Annotated in this window: 20 protein-coding genes; 6 read left to right on the top strand and 14 right to left on the bottom strand. The window is 71.4% G+C overall.

What is annotated here, in order from left to right; all coding sequences use genetic code 11:
* Positions 1-65: 65 nt before the first annotated feature.
* Positions 66-365: a hypothetical protein gene (locus V2J85_RS19745; RefSeq protein ID WP_261954928.1), complete on the top strand. Its 300-nt coding sequence runs from the start codon at positions 66-68 to the stop codon at positions 363-365.
* Positions 366-838: 473 nt separating this feature from the next.
* Here V2J85_RS19745 and V2J85_RS19740 read toward each other — a convergent pair whose 3' ends face one another.
* Complete coding sequence (locus V2J85_RS19740; protein WP_261954929.1) at positions 839-2,170, bottom strand: aminotransferase-like domain-containing protein; 1,332 nt, start codon at positions 2,168-2,170, stop codon at positions 839-841.
* Positions 2,171-2,551: 381 nt separating this feature from the next.
* Between V2J85_RS19740 and V2J85_RS19735 the strand changes: the two genes are divergently transcribed.
* Positions 2,552-3,394 carry an alpha/beta fold hydrolase gene (locus tag V2J85_RS19735; RefSeq protein ID WP_330822339.1) on the top strand — a complete coding sequence of 281 codons (843 nt, stop codon included), beginning with the start codon at positions 2,552-2,554 and terminating at the stop codon, positions 3,392-3,394.
* Positions 3,395-3,486: 92 nt separating this feature from the next.
* Here the strand turns inward: V2J85_RS19735 and V2J85_RS19730 are convergent, their stop codons facing one another.
* Together V2J85_RS19730 and V2J85_RS19725 are read right to left on the bottom strand one after the other, a co-directional pair.
* Complete coding sequence (locus V2J85_RS19730; RefSeq protein WP_330822338.1) at positions 3,487-3,750, bottom strand: hypothetical protein; 264 nt, start codon at positions 3,748-3,750, stop codon at positions 3,487-3,489.
* A gap of 130 nt (positions 3,751-3,880) precedes the next feature.
* A complete protein-coding gene (locus V2J85_RS19725; protein ID WP_330822337.1) occupies positions 3,881-4,738 on the bottom strand; it encodes a class I SAM-dependent methyltransferase in 858 nt (285 codons plus the stop codon).
* Positions 4,739-5,710: 972 nt separating this feature from the next.
* Here V2J85_RS19725 and V2J85_RS19720 point away from each other — a divergent pair.
* The 3 genes from V2J85_RS19720 to V2J85_RS19710 all read left to right on the top strand — a co-directional run bounded on the left by V2J85_RS19720 (position 5,711) and on the right by V2J85_RS19710 (position 8,854).
* Positions 5,711-7,315, top strand: a complete 1,605-nt coding sequence (locus tag V2J85_RS19720; RefSeq protein WP_261954932.1) for a CocE/NonD family hydrolase — start codon at positions 5,711-5,713, stop codon at positions 7,313-7,315.
* A 552-nt stretch (positions 7,316-7,867) separates the two neighbouring features.
* Positions 7,868-8,323, top strand: a complete 456-nt coding sequence (locus V2J85_RS19715; RefSeq protein WP_261954933.1) for a pyridoxamine 5'-phosphate oxidase family protein — start codon at positions 7,868-7,870, stop codon at positions 8,321-8,323.
* 54 nt (positions 8,324-8,377) lie between these two features.
* Complete coding sequence (locus V2J85_RS19710) at positions 8,378-8,854, top strand: hypothetical protein (protein WP_261954934.1); 477 nt, start codon at positions 8,378-8,380, stop codon at positions 8,852-8,854.
* Between the two features lie 31 nt (positions 8,855-8,885).
* Here the strand turns inward: V2J85_RS19710 and V2J85_RS19705 are convergent, their stop codons facing one another.
* The 5 genes from V2J85_RS19705 to V2J85_RS19685 form a co-directional block, all read right to left on the bottom strand.
* Entirely contained in the window at positions 8,886-9,755 is an 870-nt protein-coding gene (locus V2J85_RS19705) for an amino acid ABC transporter permease (protein ID WP_261954935.1), read from the bottom strand.
* Complete coding sequence (locus V2J85_RS19700; RefSeq protein ID WP_261954936.1) at positions 9,752-10,396, bottom strand: amino acid ABC transporter permease; 645 nt, start codon at positions 10,394-10,396, stop codon at positions 9,752-9,754. The genes V2J85_RS19705 and V2J85_RS19700 overlap by 4 nt, the downstream gene beginning before the upstream one ends.
* A 19-nt stretch (positions 10,397-10,415) precedes the next feature.
* On the bottom strand, positions 10,416-11,354 hold the full coding sequence (locus tag V2J85_RS19695) for a glutamate ABC transporter substrate-binding protein (RefSeq protein ID WP_330822336.1): 939 nt from the start codon (positions 11,352-11,354) through the stop codon (positions 10,416-10,418).
* Between the two features lie 14 nt (positions 11,355-11,368).
* Positions 11,369-12,112: an amino acid ABC transporter ATP-binding protein gene (locus V2J85_RS19690; protein ID WP_261957364.1), complete on the bottom strand. Its 744-nt coding sequence runs from the start codon at positions 12,110-12,112 to the stop codon at positions 11,369-11,371.
* A gap of 231 nt (positions 12,113-12,343) precedes the next feature.
* Complete coding sequence (locus tag V2J85_RS19685) at positions 12,344-12,784, bottom strand: DUF6278 family protein (protein WP_261954938.1); 441 nt, start codon at positions 12,782-12,784, stop codon at positions 12,344-12,346.
* Between the two features lie 146 nt (positions 12,785-12,930).
* Between V2J85_RS19685 and V2J85_RS19680 the strand changes: the two genes are divergently transcribed.
* Complete coding sequence (locus V2J85_RS19680; RefSeq protein WP_261954939.1) at positions 12,931-14,751, top strand: SGNH/GDSL hydrolase family protein; 1,821 nt, start codon at positions 12,931-12,933, stop codon at positions 14,749-14,751.
* 53 nt (positions 14,752-14,804) lie between these two features.
* On the opposite strand, the gene V2J85_RS19675 is transcribed toward V2J85_RS19680, so the two are convergent.
* The 6 genes from V2J85_RS19675 to V2J85_RS19650 all read right to left on the bottom strand — a co-directional run bounded on the left by V2J85_RS19675 (position 14,805) and on the right by V2J85_RS19650 (position 19,726).
* Positions 14,805-15,599 (bottom strand): exodeoxyribonuclease III, encoded by a 795-nt coding sequence (locus tag V2J85_RS19675; RefSeq protein ID WP_261954940.1) that lies wholly within the window; start codon positions 15,597-15,599, stop codon positions 14,805-14,807.
* 121 nt (positions 15,600-15,720) lie between these two features.
* Positions 15,721-16,362 carry an MBL fold metallo-hydrolase gene (locus V2J85_RS19670; RefSeq protein WP_261954941.1) on the bottom strand — a complete coding sequence of 214 codons (642 nt, stop codon included), beginning with the start codon at positions 16,360-16,362 and terminating at the stop codon, positions 15,721-15,723.
* A 208-nt stretch (positions 16,363-16,570) separates the two neighbouring features.
* Entirely contained in the window at positions 16,571-17,854 is a 1,284-nt protein-coding gene (pcaDC, locus tag V2J85_RS19665) for a bifunctional 3-oxoadipate enol-lactonase/4-carboxymuconolactone decarboxylase PcaDC (protein WP_261954942.1), read from the bottom strand.
* Positions 17,855-18,265: 411 nt separating this feature from the next.
* A complete protein-coding gene (locus tag V2J85_RS19660; RefSeq protein ID WP_261954943.1) occupies positions 18,266-18,700 on the bottom strand; it encodes a DUF2267 domain-containing protein in 435 nt (144 codons plus the stop codon).
* Positions 18,701-18,806: 106 nt separating this feature from the next.
* Positions 18,807-19,202: a DUF2267 domain-containing protein gene (locus tag V2J85_RS19655; RefSeq protein ID WP_261954944.1), complete on the bottom strand. Its 396-nt coding sequence runs from the start codon at positions 19,200-19,202 to the stop codon at positions 18,807-18,809.
* A gap of 89 nt (positions 19,203-19,291) precedes the next feature.
* Positions 19,292-19,726 carry an Hsp20/alpha crystallin family protein gene (locus V2J85_RS19650; RefSeq protein ID WP_261954945.1) on the bottom strand — a complete coding sequence of 145 codons (435 nt, stop codon included), beginning with the start codon at positions 19,724-19,726 and terminating at the stop codon, positions 19,292-19,294.
* Positions 19,727-19,783: the final 57 nt, after the last annotated feature.

Here is a 19,783-nt window from a genome sequence, read left to right as displayed (position 1 = left end):
GCACAGACACAGACACAGGGACAGACGGGGACGGGGACTCCACAGTCAGTCGAGGAGTGAGTCCGATGAGGATGGTCCTGAAGGCCCGGATACCGACCGAGGCGGGCAACGCGGTACTCAGGAACGGCACCCTGTTGAAGATCATGGAGGCGGCGTACGCCGCCCTGCAGCCCGAGGCGTCGTACTTCACCCTCGAAGACGGCGAGCGCACCTGCTTCTTCTATTTCGACATGCAGCAGTCCTCCCAGATGCCGCCGGTCCTCGAATCGTTCTTCATGGACCTGAACGCGAAGGTCGCGCTCCAGCCGGTGATGAACGCCGACGACCTCCGCACCGGCCTCGGGGACATGATGAGCGGCACCTAAGCAGGGTCGATGAGCTGAACCTGAACCGAGGGGCGATGAACTGCACCTGAGCGCCACCAGAGCGGAGGGGCGATGAGCTGAACCTGAGCGCCACCGGAGCGGAGGGACCGGAGCAGAGGGACCGGAGCGGCTCCCGACGACCGTTCCGACTGCCCCAGGTGCCCTGACCCGTCTTGGCCGTGCCCATCCGTCTGGGCCACCCCGTCTCGGCCGTCCCGGCCGTCCCGGCCGTCCTCACCCGCTGCGGCCTTCCCGACCGTCCCCACCCGTCTCGGCTGCCCCTGCCGCCCTCACACGTCCCGGCCATCCCGACCGTCCGCACACTTCCTGGCCGTCCCGACCGTTCGCACACTTCCTGGCCGTCCCAGCCGGTTCCACGCGTCTCGGCTGTCCCGACCGGCCCCACGCGTCCTGGCCATCCCAATCCGGCCCCGCGCCTCATGGCCGTCCGAGCCACCGTCCCGACCGCCCGCTCACTCCCCCGGACCGCTGTCCTCCGGTACGCCCCGGGCCAGCCCGGCCAGGACGTCGAGCGCTTCGGCCAGGGCGTCGAGCGGCGGGGAGGCGAGCGCCAGGCGTACGGCGTTGGGGGCGTGCCCCGTGCCGACGGCGAACGCTCCGGCCGGGGTGACCGCGATCCCCCGCCGCGCGGCAGCCGCGACGAACGTGTCGGCCCGCCACGGCTCCGGCAGGTCCCACCAGCAGTGGTACGCCTGCGGATCCGCCCGGATACGGAAGCCGCCCAGCCGGTCGGCGACGATCCGCTGGCGCTCGGCCGCATCGGTGCGCTTGGCCTCCTCAAGGGCCGCCGCGGTCCCGTCGGCCATCCAGCCGGTGGCCGCCTCCAGCGCGAAGCGGGACGCGGTCCAGGTCCCCGACCGGAGGGCGGCCGCCAGTTCGCGGGTGAGGCCGTCGGGCACCGTGAGGAACCCGAGGGACAGGCCGGGCGCCAGCCGCTTGGACAGGCTGTCGATCACCACGGTACGTTCCGGCGCCAGAGCCGCCAGCGGCGGGAGGTCGGGGCGCAGAAAACCGTAGATCGCGTCCTCGACGATCCGCAGGTCCAACTCCCGTGCGGTGAGGACCAGTTCATCTCGTCGTCGATCGGGCATCGTGATGCCGAGGGGGTTGTGCAGCGCCGGTTGGAGGTAGACGGCGCGCAGCGGGGCGGCGGCCCGGACCGCGGCGGGCGTCAGACCGTACTCGTCCATGGCGAGCGGAACGAGGGTGACGCCCAGCCGGGCCGCGATGCCCTTGACCACCGGGTACGTCAGCGCTTCGACGCCCAGCCGTTCGCCGGCCGGCACCAGCGCGGCGATCGCGGCGGCCACCGCCTGCCGCCCGTTGCCCGCGAAGAGCAACTGGCCGGGATCCGGGGCCCAGTCGGCCCGAACGAGATGGGCCGCCGCGACCTGCCGCGCCGCGGCCGTACCGGCCGGACCCATCGAACGGAGCGCGGCGCCCAAGGCGTCGGGACGCACCAGGCGTTCGAGGCTCTTGGCGAGCAGCGCGGGATGCTCGGGCAGGACCGGGAAGTTGAGCTCCAGGTCGATCCGGGCCTCCGCCGGTTCGGCCAGGGCGGCTTCGGCGCGCGGTGCGGCGGTACGGACGTAGGTGCCGCGGCCGACCTCGCCGACGGTCAGGCCGCGACGGCCCAGTTCGCGGTACACCCGGGCCGCGGTGGAACTGGCGATCCGCCGGTCCCGGGCGAACCGCCGCAACGGCGGCAACCGGTCCCCGGGCCGCAACCGCCCCGCCGCGATATCCGCCGCCAACCCATCGGCCAGCACTCGATAGTCGTCCATCGTCACCTTTTCCCCGCTCCCCGTCTTCCCATCTTCCCGTCCCCCCGTTTTCCGTCTCTCGTCTTCCGCCTCTCGTCTTCCGTCTCTCGTCATCCGCCTTCCAGGTCCCCGGGTTCGGGCCTGGCCCCGGCCTCAGGCCCGGCGCACCCGCCCACCCTCGCCCTCACCCTCGCCCTCACCTTCGCCCTCGGCGTCACCTGCCGCGACGGCATTCAACATTCGACATTCGACATTGGGCATTGGGCATTGGGCATTGGGCATTGGGCATTGGCAGCATCACGCATGCCGCCACATTGCACCGAGCACATTATCCCTATTGTGCCGAGTAATTGCACCCCATAGCATCGAGGGCGTCACATTGCCGTAGAGGGGATTTCCAGCATGGGATCGGTCGTCATAGGTGAAATCACCGTCGGCTACGAGGATGCGGGCGAACAGCAGGAGGGCCGCCAAAACGGGGACGGCGGCGAGCCGCTGGTACTCATCCACGGGCACCCCTTCGACCGCTCCATGTGGCGCCCGCAAATCGACCACCTCAGCCGGGCCGGCCGACGGGTGATCGCTCCTGACCTGCGGGGTTACGGTGAGAGTTCGGTCGTCCCGGGCATCACTCCGCTGGAGACCTTCGCCCGCGACATCGCCGGACTGCTGGACCACCTGGGCATCGAGCGCTGCGTACTGGGCGGGCTCTCCATGGGCGGCCAGATCGTCATGGAGTGCTACCGCCTCTTCCCCGAGCGGATCCGCGGCGTGGTACTCGCCGACACCTTCGCGGCGCCCGAAACCGACGAGGGCAAAGCAGGTCGCCGGGCGATGGCCGAGCGCCTGCTGCGCGAGGGGATGGCTGGCTACGCGCAGGAGGTGCTCGACAAGATGATTGCACCGAGCACGATCGAAGCCCGGCCGGAGGTCGCCGCACACGTCCTGGGCATGATGACCGGCACCCCGCCCGAGGGCGCGGCGGCCGCCCTGCGCGGCCGCGCCGAACGCCCCGACTACCGGGAGCTGCTCACGCGGATGTCCGTACCAGCACTGGTGGTCGTCGGCACGGAAGACGCGTACACCCCCGTGAGCGACGCCCGCGACCTGCACCGTCGCATCCCGGACAGCACCCTGGCGATCATCCCCGAGGCAGCCCACATGCCCAATCTGGAGCGGGAGGACGACTTCAACGCCGCCCTGTCCGCCTTCCTGACCACCCTCTCCACCGCCACCGCAAGGTAGGACGCCGCCACGCCTCCCGCTCTTCCCGCTCAGTGTGCGTCGTAGAGGCCGCGGTAGTGGCCGAGTGCGGTCTCACTCACCTCGTGGTCGGCTCAGTCGTCGAATCGCCCCGGCGCCAGCCGATCCGGGGCCACGACCGGAGACACGTCGCTGCCCAGCAACTGCTGCGCCGGCTGCCGGCCGACGCCGCCGGCGTACGTGACCCAGCTGGCCTCGGTGACCACAAACCGACCACCACCCGGACCGGGCCGACCCTCGCCATCTCGTCGAGGGCGACGGCGAACACTCCGTAGAGCCGCTGTCTCGTCCGGGCCTTCGAAGGTCGGGACGAGACAGCAGGCCTTGTCGATGGCCATCCGAAGTCTCTTGCCCGGCAGGACAGTTCAGCACTGTACGACGACAGATCGGTACTGGGCGGCGGTTCGCCGCCCGCGCCACTCGGAAGGGGACCCTCGTTCGCCGCCCACGCGACGCGGAAGGGTCCTCTCACGCTGCCGGGCGGCGCACTCGCCCATACGCCAGCAACGCCCGGTGCGGCAGCACCAGATCACCGCCCCCGTCCATGAACTCCTCGGCCAGCAGGGCAAAGTGCCGCCGAACCCGCTCGACTCCCTCCATCCCCTGACTGGTAACCACCCGTCCAATCGTGGCCACCCCCGCCGCGGGCCCCTGCCACCATTCCTCCGCCGTCGTGTGATGGTCCCAGGCCAGCGAACGACACCCCGTCTCCGTCAGCCCGGCCTCATCCAGCAGCGCCGTGAGCCCCTCCTCCGTACGCGGGAAGTCGTCCTCCGGAGCGAGCGCGGGCACATCGGCCGGCCGGGGCACCCCGGCTGCCGCTGCGGCCCGCCCGAGCAGCGCCTGCCCGGACGCCGCCGGCACCGCCCAGATGGTGAGCGCGATCCAGCCGCCCGGCCGGGTCACCCGACGCAACTCCGCGAGCGCCACCCGCGGCCGCCCCACATGATTGAGCACGAAGTTGCCCACGGTCGCATCGAACTGGTCGGAGCGAAAAGGGAGTTGAGGCAGCGCGGCTACGTATACCGAAGCATCCGGAACCGCCTGAGCCGCACGCCGAGCCATCCCGGCTTCGGCATCCACCGCCACCACCTGCGCACCACACACACCCGCCGCCGCGGCGACCGACCCCGGGCCCGTCCCCACGTCGAGCACCCGCATGCCAGGCCCCACTCCAGCAGCGTCGAGCAGCGCGGGCACCGGATACGCACACAGCCTGCCGAACCCAGCCTCGTAGACGGCCGCACTCCCCGCCCAGGCACGCCGCTCACTCACATCAAACGGCGTCCGCACCTCCGCCGCCCCAACCTTCCCAGCCGCCTCCATGAACTGCCCCTCCCCAACGCATCGCCTTCCAACTACCGTCCCATCCTTGACTCCCCCCGTCCCCGCCCCTCCCCACCCCGCCACTCCTCCCCCGACCCCAACTCGCCCCGGCTCACCCCCGACTCACCCCAACCGGACCCGCCGCAACCAGAGGCAGCCAGACCTGCCCCGGTCCCGCCCAACCCACGCAACTTCCCCCGCCGCACCCACTCAGCCCACGCCCCAACCTGCACCAACTCATCGCGGTGCAGCGCAACCCGCTGCGCCGCAGCCACACGCAGCCAGACGCGGCCACACGCGACCCAACGCCACCCGCTTCACCCAACTCAGCCCGTCACCCCCGCCCCTCCTACTCGCGCCAACTCGTCTAGGCGCAGCCCAACTTGACCCACGCGGCCAGACGAGGCCAGCCCGCACAAACTCACCCCGCCACGACTGAACTCATCCCGACACGACCCCGACGCGACCGGAAACAACCCGACGCGACCCCGACGCGACCGGAAACGACCCGATGCGGCCTGACGCAGCCGGACACGGCCCGACGTCGCCCACACTCGACCGCCCCGCCCGGCCCGCCCGCCCCACAGCGGCCGCGATCCCCCCTCGACGCAGCCCGACATGACCGAACACGGCCCGGACGCGGCTGGCGCCGCCCGGCTCCGCCGCGGTCACCCCCCCCCCCCCCGGAGCTGGCGTCGCCCGGCTCCGTCGGGGGAGCGCAACCCGCCCCCGAGCCGAACAGTCTCACCCCAACTCGCCCACCCTCGCCCGGAGTCAGCCGTACCTCTCCCGGACTCACTCCAACTCACCCTGACTCACCCCCGACCCAAGGCTGTTACCCACCCGTAACCTACCGATGGGTTACCTTCGGTAAGGGTCGGACTTTACTCTCCAGTCACCTCGGGCCGGGCGTATGCCCCCTCCTGTCCCAGACAGCGTGCGGCCGGCTCGCATCGAGATCTGGAGCAGATGATGACCCCCTCCCGTACGACCCTGCGCGCCGCGATCGGCACCGTTTCGGCGGCGGTGCTGGCCACGACCGTGCTCACCGGCGCACCGGCCACCGCCCAGGCGGCGACCCCGGAAGCCGCCCCCGCGGCCACGGCATCCGCCGGCTCTGCCTCCGTGCGGTTCGTCGACATCAAGGGCGACGGCGGGATCACCCTCAAGGCCAACGTCTTCACCCCGGCCGGTGCGGACGGGACCCGGCGCTACCCGGTCATCGTGCTGCCCACCAGCTGGGCGATGCCGCAGGTCGAGTACATGGCGCAGGCCAAGAAGCTGGCCGACGCGGGATATGTGGTCGTCGGATACAACTCGCGCGGCTTCTGGCAGTCCGGCGGGCAGATCGAGACCGCCGGGCCGGAGGACATCGCCGATGCCTCGAAGGTCATCGACTGGGCGCTGGCGAACACCCCTGCCGATCCGCAGAAGGTCGGTATGGGTGGCGTCTCGTACGGGGCCGGGATCAGTCTGCTGGCCGCCGCGTTCGACAAGCGGATCAAGGTGGTTGCGGCGCTCAGCGGCTGGGCCAACCTGATCGACTCGATCTACAGCGAACGGACCCAGCATCTGCAGGCGGCGGCGATGCTCGGCGGCGCGGGTGAGCTGACCGGGCGGCCGAGCCCCGAACTCCGTACCGTCCTCAAGGACTTCCTGGCCTCCAACCTCTCCAAGGAGAAGGACCTGATCGCCTGGGGGAAGAAGCGCTCCCCCGCCACCTATCTCGACCGGATCAACGCCAACGGCGCGGCGATCATGCTGGGCAACGCGTGGGGCGATTCGCTCTTCCCGCCCAACCAGTACGCCGACTTCTTCGAGAAGCTCAAGGGGCCGAAGCGGCTGGAGTTCCGGCCCGGCGACCATGCGACCGCTGAGGGCCTCGGGTTGTTCGGGCTGCCCAACGACACCTGGACCGACACCAAGCGGTGGTTCGACCACTACCTCAAGGGCGCCGACAACGGGATCGACAAGGAATCTCCGGTGCTGCTCAAGTCCCGTTCCACCGGCGCCTACGAGGGCTACAAGAGCTGGAAGGACGTGCCGTCCGCGCACCGGAAGATCGCGCTGGACGGCAGCCGGCAGATCAACACCAACTGGGACTCCGGCGCCGACGGCGGACTGATCTTCCTCTCCAGCATGCTGGACCAGTTCTTCCGGCTGCCGCCGATGGCCTCGATCCCGCTGCTGCCGCGCTCGCTGGCCGCCGTCTGGCAGACCGAGCGCTACGAGACCGGGCAGCGGGTCCGCGGCACCACCCGTCTGCACACCACCGTCACCAGCACCGCCGAGAGCGGTACCGCGATCGCGTACCTCTACGACGTCGGCCCGCTCGGCGTCGGCAAGTTGGTCACCCACGCGCCGTTCACCTTCCACGGCAAGACGCCCGGGCAGCCCTTCGGCGTGGACATGGAGCTGTTCTCCACCGCGTACGACGTCCCGGCCGGGCACAAGCTGGCGGTGGTCGTGGACACCGTCGATCCGCTGTACATCGAGCACAATCCGTCCGGCGCCCGGCTGACGTTCTCCTCGCCCGCGGACGATCCGTCGTACGTCTCCGTGCCGGTGCGCGACTAGGCACCGCGGCGGCGCCGGCCCCGGTTCGTCGGCATGGTGGTGAGAGCCGGGGCGGGTAGGGCGAACATCGAGGGAGCGGACGCCGAGGAAGCGGGGATCGAGGGGGAGGGCATCGAGGGGGCGGGGGTCGACGGGGTGGGTGAAGGCGGTGAGCGTGGACATGGGGAGCCTCCCGGAGGGGATAGGGACGTCGTCTGACGTGCTGTTCGGCCTGACCGGCTGCTGAGCCGACCGGCGGTTGAGCCGACCGGCGGTTGAGCCGACCGGCGGTTCAGCCTGACTGGCTGTTCGTGTCCTCAACGGTTCCATGAACGCCCGCCCCGGTCATCGCACCACGGGTTGACCCCACCTCAACCCGTGGTTCTCAACCCCTGGTTCTCACCTCGTGGTTCTCAACTCGTGGTTCTCCCGAGGCCGGCAACCCGTGGTTCTGCTGCGGTGGATGCGCTCGGGCCACCTCACCCGCCCGCGGCCCCGCGAACCGGTCCTAGGCCCCAGGGCGTACAGCGCGGGCCCGAGGCGGCGAGAGGGGTGGATCGCTAGCCTCAGCGCATGGCCACCACCCCACCGGCCCGCGACGCCGGGCAGCGGAAGCGCGATGCGCTCGCACGGCTGACCACGGACGAGGACGCCTGGGTCTCCTCGGCGTCCACCGACGGCACGCCCTGGCTTGTGCCGCTGTCCTTCGTCTGGCACGACGAACGGCTGGTGATGGCCACGAAGAAGAACAACCCGACGGCCCGCAACCTCCGGGCCAACGGTGCCTGCTGGGTGGCGCTCGGCCCCACCCGGGACGTGGTCCTCATCGAGAGCACGGCCGAGACCGTCGCCTCCGACGCGCTGCCCGACGACACGGGCAAGGCGTTCGCCGAGAAGCTCGGCTGGGACCCGCGCGGCCGGGAGGCCTGGGTGTTCCTCGTCTTCCGGCCGCGCCGGATCCTGGCGTGGCGCGAGGTGAACGAGATCGCGGGGCGGGAGCTGATGCGGGACGGGGTGTGGCGGGTGTAGTCGTGCGCGGCCGTGCGTCCGGGCCCGGGAGCGGCCGGTGGCATGATCGGGGGTATGGGAAATTCCACCCCGGGCCCGCGGCAGCGGCCGCATCTGCCCACCACCGAGTCCGCCGTCACGGCCGTCCGGGAGGTCGCCGAGGAGTACCGGCTCGAGGTGACCGTCACGGACGACATCGGTGCGGACGTGACCTCCCGGCGCACCTCAGCCGGGGCGTTCGCCGTGCTGGACCCGGACGGCTCGCTGCCGCACGAGGCGTTCGTGGAGCTGGGCGGGGACCCGGCGGTCACCGTCCAGTTGTTCCCGGAGGACGATGCGAAGATCACCGTGGACGGGGTGGAGTTCGCGGATGTGCCGCGGGATGCGGTGCCGGCGTTCCTGCGGTCCGTTCACGGCGGCCTGGCCCACGTCAAGACGCGGTTCTTCCCGCCGGGGCAGTGGCTGGTCGTCCCGCTGCCCGGCGATGAGACGTACAAGGAGCTGATCCTGGGCGGGGCGCTCAGCCCCTGGCTCGCGCGCCGCATCCGCTGACCGCGGTCACGGAAGGACCACCATGCAGGTCTCAGAGCGCCGGCCGCTGGTGGTCGCCCGGCAGGAGGTTCCCGGGTTCCGCGGCGGCCACCTCGGCGGACTCGACCTTGGGGTTGCGCATTTGGCGCCGGGAGACCCAGTTGGCGAACCAGGAGAGCAGCATGCACATCCCGATGTAGATCGGCGCGATGATCATGACGACGGGGATGAACGGCAGGTCGTAGTCGAGGTTGGAGGCGATGAGTTTGCCGGCGTGCAGGAACTCCTCGTAGGTGATGAGGAATCCCAGCGAGGTGTCCTTGAGCGCGACGACCAGCTGGCTGATGATCGCCGGCAGCATCGCCCGGACCGCCTGCGGCACCAGCACGTACGTCATGACCTGCGTCTTGCGCATGCCGAGCGCGTAGGCGGCCTCGCCCTGGCCGCGTTCGACGGCGTTGATGCCGCTGCGGAAGACCTCGGCGAGGACCGAGCCGTTGTAGAGGGTCAGGCCGGCGACCAGGGCGGGCAGCGGCGCCACCTGGAGCGCGACGTAGATGAAGAAGATCATGACGAGCAGGGGCATCGCGCGGAAGAACTCCACGATCAGCGTGCACAGCCAGCGGATCGGCCGGTGGACGGAGAGCCGCCCGGTGGCGAGTACCGCGCCGAAGGCCAGCGACAGCACCGCGGCGAATCCGAACGCCCGCAGGGTGTTGGCCAGTCCGGTCAGCAGGAGTTCCTGGATGCCGACGTAGGTGAAGGGGCTCCATTTCGCGGCGGTGAACTGGCTGGTGACGAAGAGCAGGTAGAGGATCCAGCCGATCAGGGCGAGGATCACGACGGTCCCGGCGAGTCCGTAGGCCCGGTGGCGGGTCCTGGCCCGGGGGCCGGGGACGTCGTAGAGGGCGTTGGCGGTCATCGGGCGACTCCGTAGTGCTTCTCCAGCACGTGGAAGATCGCGCTGATGGACAGGGTCACGATCAGGTAGCCGACGGCGATCCAGACGAAGGTCCAGATGATGCTGTAGCCCAGCTCGTTGAGCGGTTTGTAGACGCCGAGCAGTTCGACGACGCTGAAGGCGCCGGCGATCGCGGAGTTCTTGGCGAGCGCGATCAGGGTGGACCCGATGGGCGGGATGACGGAACGGAACGCCTGGGGCAGGACGACGATGCCGAGGGTCTGCGGGAAGGTCATGCCGAGGCTGCGGGCCGCCTCGCCCTGTCCGGTCGGCACGGTGTTGATGCCGGAGCGGACCGCCTCGCAGATGAAGGCGGAGGTGTAGCAGCCGAGGGCCAGGATGGCGAAGAGCTTGAAGGGCAGGACCAGGCCGAATCGCGGCAGGCCCAGCACCACGGCGAAGAACAGCAGGGTCAGCGGCGTGTTGCGGAGGACCGTCACCCACGCGGTGCCGAAGGCCCGCAGCGAGCGGACCGGGGCGACGCGGAAGGCCGCCATGAGGAAGCCGATGGCGAGCGCCAGCAGGGAGGAGTAGACGGTGAGTTCGACGGTGCCGAGCAGCCCCTCCGCGTAGAGGGAGAGGTTGTCGAGGAGAACGTTCATCGGTCGGTTCCTTGGCGGCTCAGGTCGCCGGGTAGCGGTCGATCGGGGGCGGCTCGGGGGCGGGCACCCCGGACAGGCCGAGGGTCGCGTCGTAGGCCTTCTTCCAGTTGCCGTTCTTCTCGTTCGCGGCGAGCGCGTCGTCCAGGGCGAAGCGCAGGGCGTTGTCGGCGCGCGGGACGCCGATGCCGTAGGGCTCCTCGGAGAAGGGTTTGCCGACGACCTTGAGTTCGCGGGGGACCTTGGCGGCGTAGCCGAGCAGGATCGCGTCGTCGGTGGTGACCGCGTCGACCTGGTAGGTGAGCAGGTTGTCCACGCACACCGAGTAGGTGTCGTAGGCGACGAGGACGGCCTTGGGGTACTCGGACTGGATGCGCTGGTACGGGGTCGAACCGGCCGCCGAGCAGACGCGTTTGCCGGCCAGGTCCTGCGGCCCGTGGATGTCGTGTTCGTCGGTGCGCACCAGCAGGGACTGGCCGGCCATGTAGTACGGGCCGGCGAAGCCGACCAGCTTCTTGCGCTTGTCGTTGATCGTGTAGGTGCCGACGTAGAGGTCGATCTGGCCGTTCTGGAGGGCGGTCTCGCGGTTGGCGGAGGCGATGGTCCGGAACTGGATGGTGCGGGGCGGGAAGCCGAGGGCGGCGGACATCATCTTGGCGATCTCGATGTCGAAGCCGGTGTAGACGCCGGTGGCGGGGTCCTTCTCGCCGAGGTAGGGCTGGTCCTCCTTGACGCCGATGATGAGGTGGCCGCGGCGCTTGGCCGCCACCCAGGTCGGGGAGGACGGCAGGCGGAAGTTCTTGACGACCGGGTACTGGGGCAGTTCGCTGCCCTTGGGGCCCTTGACCGGTGGGCTGCCGGCCCGGCCGCAGCCCGCGAGGAGCAGTGCGAGGGCGCCCACTACGGCGAGCAGGAGGGCGGTGCGGGTACGGGGCAGGCGCGCGGAGTGTCGGTATGGCATGGCGGCACCCCCGTTCAGTGCTTGAGGATCTTGGAGAGGAAGTCCTTCGCCCGCTCGCTGCGCGGGGCGGTGAAGAACTCCTCGGGGGTGCGGTCCTCGACGATCCGGCCGTCGGCCATGAACACCACGCGGTTGGCGGCGGACCGGGCGAAGCCCATTTCGTGGGTGACCACGACCATGGTCATGCCCTCCCGGGCGAGCTGGCGCATGACCTCCAGCACCTCGTTGATCATCTCCGGGTCGAGTGCGGAGGTCGGCTCGTCGAAGAGCAGCGCCTTGGGGTCCATGGCGAGCGCGCGGGCGATGGCGACGCGCTGCTGCTGGCCGCCGGAGAGCTGCGCGGGGAATTTCTCGGCCTGGGAGACCAGTCCGACCCGGTCCAGGAGCTCACGGGCGCGCCGCGCGGCCTCGTCCTTCCGCTTCTTCCGGACCTTGACGGGGGCCAGCATGATGTTGTCGAGCACGGTCCTGTGGGCGAAGAGGTTGAACGACTGGAAGACCATGCCGACCTCGGCGCGCAACTGGGCGAGCGCCCGGCCCTCTTCGGGCAGCGGTCTGCCGTCGAGGGTGATCGTGCCCGATTCGATGGTTTCCAGGCGGTTGATGGCCCGGCACAGGGTGGACTTCCCGCCCCCGGAGGGCCCGATGACCACGACCACCTCCCCACGGCCGACGGTGAGGTCGATGTCCTGGAGGACGTGCAGTTTTCCGTAGTGCTTGTTGACCCCGCGCAGTTCAATCAGCGCCTCACCGGCCATGTCCGATCTGCCCACTCTCATCCGTACTGCGGAGAGCCCGCAAACTACCGGGGAGATTGCGGCGGTACGCCCTGACACGCACGCCCAGGCGGGTTCCAGGGGATAAATCGGGTAAGTCAGTCTGGGGGTGTTCAGGGTCCGACGACGCCTCGGCGGCGGGTGCGGGACAGCACGTACGGCCCGGGTGCATAGGGGCCGGTACGGCGCGCAGGCGAGTCCCGGGCTCGCGGGTCAGCTCTCCGCGGCCTCGGCGTACACCTGGGAGAGTTCCGGCGCGCCGTCGTCGGCCCACTGGTGGCCGGCCGCCACGACGTCGATCTCGCGCCCGGACGCCAGCCGGACCACCGGCTGCCCGTCCGGCCAGACGTGCCAGACCGCGCCGCGGACGGTACGCACCAATACGGTGCCCAGATACAGGCCCGCGTCGTTGCCGAGCCAGGGCGCCACCTCGGGGTCGTCCCGCCAGACCGGCTGGAGCTGGTCCAGCCGCTCCAACGACCGTACCGAGTCGTCGAGTTCGACGCCCGCGGTGGCGGCATGGGACCGCAGCAGCTCGCACTCGGACAGCAGCTCGATGACGCTCTCCGGGTCGGCGCGCACCGACTCCGCGAGCGGCACGGACCGGTGGGCCGGCGGTCGCTTGCGCCACTTGTCCAGGAAAGACATGTTCATGGTGTGCAGGGTCCCACCCGACCTGTGGTCGGGGCCACAGGCGCGCGGCGTGACCCGGCGCGGTTCGCCACCTTGACGCGCCCCCGTCGGCTCCCTACCTTCGGTGCGCCCGGAGCGGATCTGCGGCCGGAGGGGGACACGGACCGATGCGTCTACGCCGATGGGGCACCGCCCTGACACTGCTGCTCCTGATGACCGCGCTGCCGGGCACCGCCCTCGCGCCGGCGGCCGCGGCAACCACGGCGCCGCCCGCGCCCCGCCCGCTGCCCCGGCTCTTCGACAACACGGCGGTGAGCGACAACTCCCGCCCCGGTGCGGCCGATTTCGACGGCGCGGGCCGCTCGCTGTCCGCGCAGGACCTGGCGGCGGCCGGCTGGTCGCCGGGGACCGTGCTGACCCTCGACGGCGCACGGCTGGGCTGGCCGCGCGGCGCGGCCGGGACGCCGGACAACGTCCGGGCCGACGGCCAGGCGGTCGCGGTGCGCGGCCGGGGCGATGCGCTGACCTTCCTGGTGGCCGGTACGGGTGGCCAGGTGACCGGCCGTGGAACCGTCCGCTACCGGGACGGCTCGCACAGCACCTATGAACTCACCGCTCCCGATTGGCGCTCCGGGCCGCTGAGCACCAAGGCGGTGGCGCTGCCGCACGTCAACGGCCCGGACGGGCAGTCGGCCGGTCCGGCGCGGCTGTACGCGGTGACCGTACCGCTGCGGCCGGGCCGGGCGGTGGCGTCGGTGGTGCTGCCGCCCGCGCCCCCGGCCGCGGCCGCCGCCCTGCATGTCTTCGCGCTGTCGGTGCGGGACAACGGGCGTGGCCGCACCGGGAGTTGGGCGGCGAGCACGGCCGGCTACCGCGCCGTCGGCCCCTGGCGGGACCGTACGGTACGGCTGGTCGTGCACAGCGGCGCGGGCGGGCCACGGGCGCGGATCCGGATCGCCAACACCTTCGCGGCGGCACCGGTCGCCATCGGGGCAGCGAGCATCGCGGTGCGCGGCGCGGGAGCGGCGGCCGACGGCCGGCCCGTGGCGCTGACCTTCCGAGGGCGGGCCGGAGCCCGGATACCGGCCGGCGCGGAGCTGTTCAGCGACCCCGCGGCCTTCACCGTCCCCGCGGACACCGATCTGCTGGTGAGCCTGCATCTGCCCGGGACGGTGACCGCGGCGCCGGTGCACCAGGAGGCGGCGCAGCTCTCGTACGTGAGCGCCGACGGCAGCGGCGACCGCACGCGGGACCCGGACGGTGGCGCCTATCCGCAGACCATGGCGTTCTGGCCGTTCCTGACCGGTCTGGAGACCGACGGCGGGCCCGGTTCGATCGTCGCGCTGGGCGATTCGATCACCGACGGGGTGAAGTCGACGAGCGGCGCCGATCGCCGCTGGCCGGACGTCCTCGCCCGCCGCTTCCAGGCCCAGCACACGCTGCCGCGTTACGGCGTGCTCAACCACGGCATCTCGGCGAACCGCATCGTCACCGACCGCTATCAGGGCGACGGGGTGAGTACGGACACCGGAGGGGTGAGCGCCCAGCACCGGCTGGAACGGGACGTGTTGGCCCAGGCCGGGGCGCGGACCGTGGTGGTCTTCGAGGGCATCAACGACGTCCGCTCGGGCACCCCGGCCGACGACGTCATCGCCGGTCTGCGGGCGCTGGCGGGGCGGGCGCACGAGCGGGGGCTGCGGGCGGTCGCGGCCACCCTCACGCCGTGCGGGGGCTACCCCGACTGCACCCCGGCCGTGGAAGCCCGCCGGCAGGCCGTCAACGCCTTCCTGCGCGACGGCGCCGGGCAGGGCGCCTTCGACGCGACCCTGGACTTCGACGCCGTACTCCGCGACCCGGCCGCTCCGGCCCGCATGCTGCCCGCCTACGACAGCGGCGACCATCTCCACCCGGGCGACGCGGGGCTGCGCGCGCTGGGCGAGTCGATCGAGCTGAGGACGCTGGTGCCCGGGAGGACACTCGCGCCCTGAGGGAAGCCGTCTCGCGCCCCGGGCGAAGCCGTCTCGTGCTCTGCGGGGAGCGGCTACGCCGTGGTGGGCCGGACGTCCAGGTCCACGACGACCGGGGCGTGGTCCGAGGCGCCCTTGCCCTTGCGCTCCTCGCGGTCGACGTAGGCGTCGGAGACAGCCTTGGCGAAGGGGGCGTTGCCGTAGACGAGGTCGATGCGCATACCGCGGTTCTTGGGGAACGCGAGCTGGCGGTAGTCCCAGTAGGTGTACGGGCGGTCGTACTTGAGGGGGCGCGGGACGACGTCCGACAGGCCCGCCTCGCGGAGGGCCTGGAGGGCGGCGCGCTCGGCGGGGGTGACGTGGGTGGAGCCGACGAAGACGGCGGGGTCCCAGACGTCCTCGTCCGTGGGGGCGACGTTGAAGTCCCCGAGGACCGCGAACGGGCGGTCGGCCGCCGCGTCCTCGGCGACCGCGGTCCTCAGGGCCTCGAACCAGCCGAGCTTGTAGGTGTAGTGCGCATGGTCGACCTCGCGGCCGTTGGGGACGTACACCGACCAGACCCGGGCCGCGCCGCAGGTCGCCGAGACGGCCCGGGGCTCCTCCACGCCGTCGTACTGCGGCCCGCCGGGGAGGCCGATGACGACGTCCTCCAGTCCGACCTTGGACAGCAGGGCCACGCCGTTCCACCTGCCGTTGGCGTTGACCGCGGCCTCGTAGCCGAGCTCGCGGAGCTGCTCGTACGGGAACTGCTCGGCGGTGCACTTGGTCTCCTGGAGGCACAGCACGTCCGTGCCGGAGCTCTCCAGCCAGGCCAGCAGCCGCGGCAGACGGGCGGTGATCGAATTGACGTTCCAGGTCGCGATGCGCATGTCTGCAAACCTACCGCCCGCCACTGACAACCCGGGTCCGGTCCCGGCCGGGGCCGGTTCCGGCCCTGGTCACAGCCGGTTCCGGCGCTGGCCGGTGGGGGGCGCGGTCACCCGTCGGGGTTCAGCCCAGCGCGGTGTGGCTGCCAGGGGTGAGCCGGCCGTGGTCCGTGCCGCCGAGCTTGTCGATCATGGAGTCGTAGATCGGGCGGGCGTGGTCCTGGAGCAAGCTGTCGTGGATGTCGATGGCCCGCCGGGGCGCGACCTCGCGGACGTAGTCGATCACCTCGGCGACCTTGTTCCAGGGCGCGTGGACGGGCAGCAGCAGGGTGTCGACCGTACGGCCCTCGGGGACCGTGAGGGCGTCGCCGGGGTGGAACACCGCGCCGCCGTCGAGGAGATAGCCGACGTTGGTGACGCGCGGGATGTCGGGGTGGATCACGGCGTGCAGCTGACCGTGCACCTCCACCTCGAAGCCGGCGGCGGTGAAGGTGTCACCCTCGCCGACGGTGTGCACGCGGCCCGGGAAGGCCGCCGAGAGCTGCTCGGCGACGCTGGCGAGGGTCCAGATCTCGGCGCCGGGGTTGGCCTCCATGCCCGCCCGCAGCCGGTCCTCGTGGAAGTGGTCCATGTGCTCGTGGGTGACCAGGATCGCGTCCGCGCCGACGGCCGCGTCCTCCTCGCTGAAGACACCCGGGTCGATGACGAGCGTCTGCCCGTCCTTCTCCAGCCGGACGCAGGCATGGGTCTTCTTGGTGAGTTCCATGCCTGCCATCTTGCCGCGCCGGGGGGTGGGCGGGGCCCCGGCATGCTCCCCCGGCTCACGTCTCTGACACGCGCGCCCGCGTCACCTGACCCGCCCACCCCCCGAAGGGGGGTGGGCGGCGGGGAAAAACCAAGGCGCGGGTGGGCGGCGGGGAAGGGGCGCGCAGGCGATGCGCCCCGCAACCACGGGGGCGAAGGCCCCCGGCCCCTCACTCCTCCGGTGTCGTTTCCTCGCGGATCACCTGCTGGGCGACCGCGAAGGCGGAGTTGGCGGCCGGGACGCCGCAGTAGATGGCGGTGTGGAGGAGGACTTCCTTGATCTCCGACGGGGTGAGGCCGTTGCGGAGGGCCGCGCGGGTGTGCAGGGCCAGCTCCTCCTTGTGGCCGCGGGCGGTCAGTGCGGTGAGCGTGATGATGCTGCGGGTGCGGCGGTCCAGGCCCGGGCGGGTCCAGGTCTCGCCCCAGGCGTAGCGGGTGATGAAGTCCTGGAAGTCGCCGGTGAAGTCGTCGGCGGCGGCCTGGGCGCGGTCGACGTGGGCGTCGCCGAGGACCTCCCGGCGAACCTTGATTCCCGCCTCGTACGTGGCGCCGCGGTCCTGCTCGGGCTGGGCGAGGCCGGACTCTATGGCGGCGGGCGGCGCCTGCGGAGGCGGCGGGGGTGCGATCTGCGGCTTGGGGGCGGCGGCGCCGATGGCCGCCTGGCCGCCGGGGCCGGGCTTGTCGTGCCAGGCGTTGGTGAAGTGCCGGATCAGCAGTTCGGTGACGGCCGCGGGCTGCTCGACGGGCGCCAGGTGGGAGGTGCCGGGCACCAGGGCGAGGCTCGCGTCGGGTATGCCGGCGACCAGGGTGCGGGCGTCGGTGGTCGGCGTGACCTGGTCCTCGGAGCCGACGACGACGAGCGTGGGCACGCCGATCCGGCCGAGCGAGGAGCGGACGTCGAACGAGGCCAGTGCCTCGCAGGCGGCGATGTAGCAGCCGGGGTCGGTGGTCCGCACCATCTGGACGGCCCATTCGACGATGGCGGGCTGGGCGCCGGCGAAGCCCGGGGTGAACCAGTGCTCGGGGGCGGTGCGGGCGATCGGGTCGAGTCCGTTGGTGCGGATGACGACGCCGCGCTGCCGCCAGGCGTCGGCGGTCCCGTAGCGCGGTGAGGAGGACACCAGTGCCAGGGAGGTGACGCGGTGCGGGCGGGTGAGCGCCAGCTGGGTGCCGATGGCGCCACCGATGTTGCAGCCGGCGTAGCCGAAGCGGTCCACGCCGAGGCCGTCGAGCGTGGCGATCAGCCGGTCGGCCAGCTCGGCGACGGAGGGCGCCGCGTGGGCGGGGGAACCGCCGTGTCCGGGCAGGTCGAAACGGATGACCCGCCAGTGGCGGGTCAGCTCGGGGATCTGCCGGTCCCACATGTGCCAGGTGGTCCCGAGGGCGGCGCCCAGTACGAGTACAGGGGCGTCGTCGGGACCGTCGATCCGGTGCTGCAGGCTCTTCTCACTCACCCGGCCACGCTATCCAACTCCCTGACGCGATCCTGACACCCGGGTCAGGAAGAGCCGGTACGAGGTCCGCCCGGGCGCGGCCACCGACCACACCCGGGACGGGATCTGCGCAGGTCAGAGCCTCACCGTGGAGACGACACAGACGACCGGGTGGCCCGACTCGTCGTAGCTCACCATGATCCGCTGGTACGGATGCGAGGCCTTGCTCGCGATCAGGACCGAGGTCGTCCGGCCCGGAGAAGCGGCGTTGCAGGGTGTCCGTCGACATCTCACCCCCGCCCTGCCGACATCTCACCCACGCCCTGCGCGCTCTGACATCTCCGTCTGCCCGAGGACGTCACGCACTGACGAGGAGATCTCAGCCGCGGTGACCCGGCCACTTTCCACAGCCGTGCACCGCCTCTTTGCGTGTCAGGCCGCCTGGGTGAGCTCGGCGCGGCCGAACAACAGGGCGTAGCCGGAGGGGAGTTGGGCGAGGATGCGGGTGAGGAGCTCCTCGCCGGCGAGCTGGGCCACGATGTGCAGGACGGTACCGGTGTCCCAGCGGGTGGTGGCCATCGTGCCGCCGGTGCGGGAGGCGATGTCCTTGACGAAGCCCCAGCCGGTGAGGGGTTCGGTGGCGGGGATCTGGGAGGTGAAGGTGAGTGCGGCCTCGTGCGGCAGTCCGGCCGCGAGTTCCACGCGCTCATCGCCGGTGAGCTGGCGCCCGAGGGCGGCCAGCACGGCGTGCACGGCTTCCTCCGCCCGTGCGCGGGTGGGGTACGCGCCTTCGTACCGCACCCTTTCCAGCATCTGCTCGAACGTCATGCCCACGGTGGAGCGGCACGGCTGCTGCTGGGAAATCATCGGTGACGCGGTTGCCTTTCTCGTCCGAGGTGGTCGCGAGGCGGTGGCCGGCTCGCCGCCGGCCACCGGTGTCGCTAGGTCAGGGGAAGGGTGGGCCGCTCCTGCGCTATGCGCGCTGGGGACGGCCGAACAGCAGGTCGTAGCCTGCCGGGAGCTGGAGCAGGAGCTGACGGGTGAGCTCTTCACCCGCGGCGTCCGCGGCCACGCTGAGCACAGCGCCCACGTCCCACGCCGCGGTCTGTTCGGTGGCTCCCTCGATCCATGCCGCGGTGGCCCGTACGAACCGCTCGGGGGACAGCGGCTCGTGCGCCTGGAGTGGATTGAGCAGGATGAGTGCCAATTCCTCCGGCAGGTGGGCGGCCAGTTCTGCCCGTACCTGGCCCACCACGTGTGCGCCCAGCAGTGCCAGCACCGTGCGGGCCGCCCGCTCGGCTTCCTCGGTGGTCTCGTACTCGCCGCGTTCCTTGACCTGGTCCAGGAACGCCTCCCATCGCATGGCCATCGCTGCTCCCTTGCGTAGGCGGCGGCCGGCGGAGGACGGGGCAGTCGGAGGGGAGGCCGTCCCGTCCTCCGGCGCGGCCGGAAGGGGACTCAGCCGCTGATCTCCTTGTGCGCGGAGCCGCCGCCGATGGCGATCTTGCGGGGCTTGGCGCGCTCGGCGATCGGGATCCGCAGGGTCAGCACACCTGCGTCGTAGTCGGCCTGGATGCGCTCGGTGTCGAGGGTGTCGGCCAGCATGACCTGGCGGGAGAAGACGCCCAGAGGACGCTCGGAGAGCTCCATCTGCACGTCGTCCGCCTTGGCGACGGGCCGCCGCTCGGCCTTGACGGTCAGCATGTTCCGCTCGACATCGATGTCGATCGCGTCCTTGGAGACGCCGGGCAGGTCGAGGGCGATCACGTACTCCTCGCCCGCACGATAGGCGTCCATCGGCATCGGCGACGGCCGCGACCAGGTGCCGGACGTGCCAAGGAGCTGCTGGGTGAGTCGGTCCAGCTCACGGAACGGGTCGGTACGCATCAACATCGTGAAACACCTCCAGCGTTTCGGGTCAGGCACTTAGCTGCCAATGCGCTTCACCTG

Source organism: Streptomyces bugieae, from assembly GCF_036352915.1.
In the GTDB taxonomy this organism is placed as follows: Bacteria; Actinomycetota; Actinomycetes; order Streptomycetales; family Streptomycetaceae; genus Streptomyces; species Streptomyces endophytica.
This window is presented reverse-complemented; position numbering and strand designations above follow the sequence as displayed.

Coding starts and splice junctions, on each gene's coding strand:
- V2J85_RS19670 (WP_261954941.1), bottom strand. CDS start 16,362: ATGGAACTCACCAAGAAGACCCATGCCTGCGTCCGGCTGGAGAAGGAC.
- V2J85_RS19675 (WP_261954940.1), bottom strand. CDS start 15,599: ATGCGCATCGCGACCTGGAACGTCAATTCGATCACCGCCCGTCTGCCG.
- V2J85_RS19745 (WP_261954928.1), top strand. CDS start 66: ATGAGGATGGTCCTGAAGGCCCGGATACCGACCGAGGCGGGCAACGCG.
- V2J85_RS19715 (WP_261954933.1), top strand. CDS start 7,868: ATGGCCACCACCCCACCGGCCCGCGACGCCGGGCAGCGGAAGCGCGAT.
- V2J85_RS19735 (WP_330822339.1), top strand. CDS start 2,552: ATGGGATCGGTCGTCATAGGTGAAATCACCGTCGGCTACGAGGATGCG.
- V2J85_RS19690 (WP_261957364.1), bottom strand. CDS start 12,112: ATGGCCGGTGAGGCGCTGATTGAACTGCGCGGGGTCAACAAGCACTAC.
- V2J85_RS19705 (WP_261954935.1), bottom strand. CDS start 9,755: ATGACCGCCAACGCCCTCTACGACGTCCCCGGCCCCCGGGCCAGGACC.
- V2J85_RS19720 (WP_261954932.1), top strand. CDS start 5,711: ATGACCCCCTCCCGTACGACCCTGCGCGCCGCGATCGGCACCGTTTCG.
- V2J85_RS19740 (WP_261954929.1), bottom strand. CDS start 2,170: ATGGACGACTATCGAGTGCTGGCCGATGGGTTGGCGGCGGATATCGCG.
- V2J85_RS19650 (WP_261954945.1), bottom strand. CDS start 19,726: ATGTTGATGCGTACCGACCCGTTCCGTGAGCTGGACCGACTCACCCAG.
- V2J85_RS19655 (WP_261954944.1), bottom strand. CDS start 19,202: ATGGCCATGCGATGGGAGGCGTTCCTGGACCAGGTCAAGGAACGCGGC.
- V2J85_RS19710 (WP_261954934.1), top strand. CDS start 8,378: ATGGGAAATTCCACCCCGGGCCCGCGGCAGCGGCCGCATCTGCCCACC.
- V2J85_RS19700 (WP_261954936.1), bottom strand. CDS start 10,396: ATGAACGTTCTCCTCGACAACCTCTCCCTCTACGCGGAGGGGCTGCTC.
- V2J85_RS19725 (WP_330822337.1), bottom strand. CDS start 4,738: ATGGAGGCGGCTGGGAAGGTTGGGGCGGCGGAGGTGCGGACGCCGTTT.
- V2J85_RS19695 (WP_330822336.1), bottom strand. CDS start 11,354: ATGCCATACCGACACTCCGCGCGCCTGCCCCGTACCCGCACCGCCCTC.
- V2J85_RS19680 (WP_261954939.1), top strand. CDS start 12,931: ATGCGTCTACGCCGATGGGGCACCGCCCTGACACTGCTGCTCCTGATG.
- V2J85_RS19660 (WP_261954943.1), bottom strand. CDS start 18,700: ATGATTTCCCAGCAGCAGCCGTGCCGCTCCACCGTGGGCATGACGTTC.
- V2J85_RS19730 (WP_330822338.1), bottom strand. CDS start 3,750: ATGGCCATCGACAAGGCCTGCTGTCTCGTCCCGACCTTCGAAGGCCCG.
- V2J85_RS19685 (WP_261954938.1), bottom strand. CDS start 12,784: ATGAACATGTCTTTCCTGGACAAGTGGCGCAAGCGACCGCCGGCCCAC.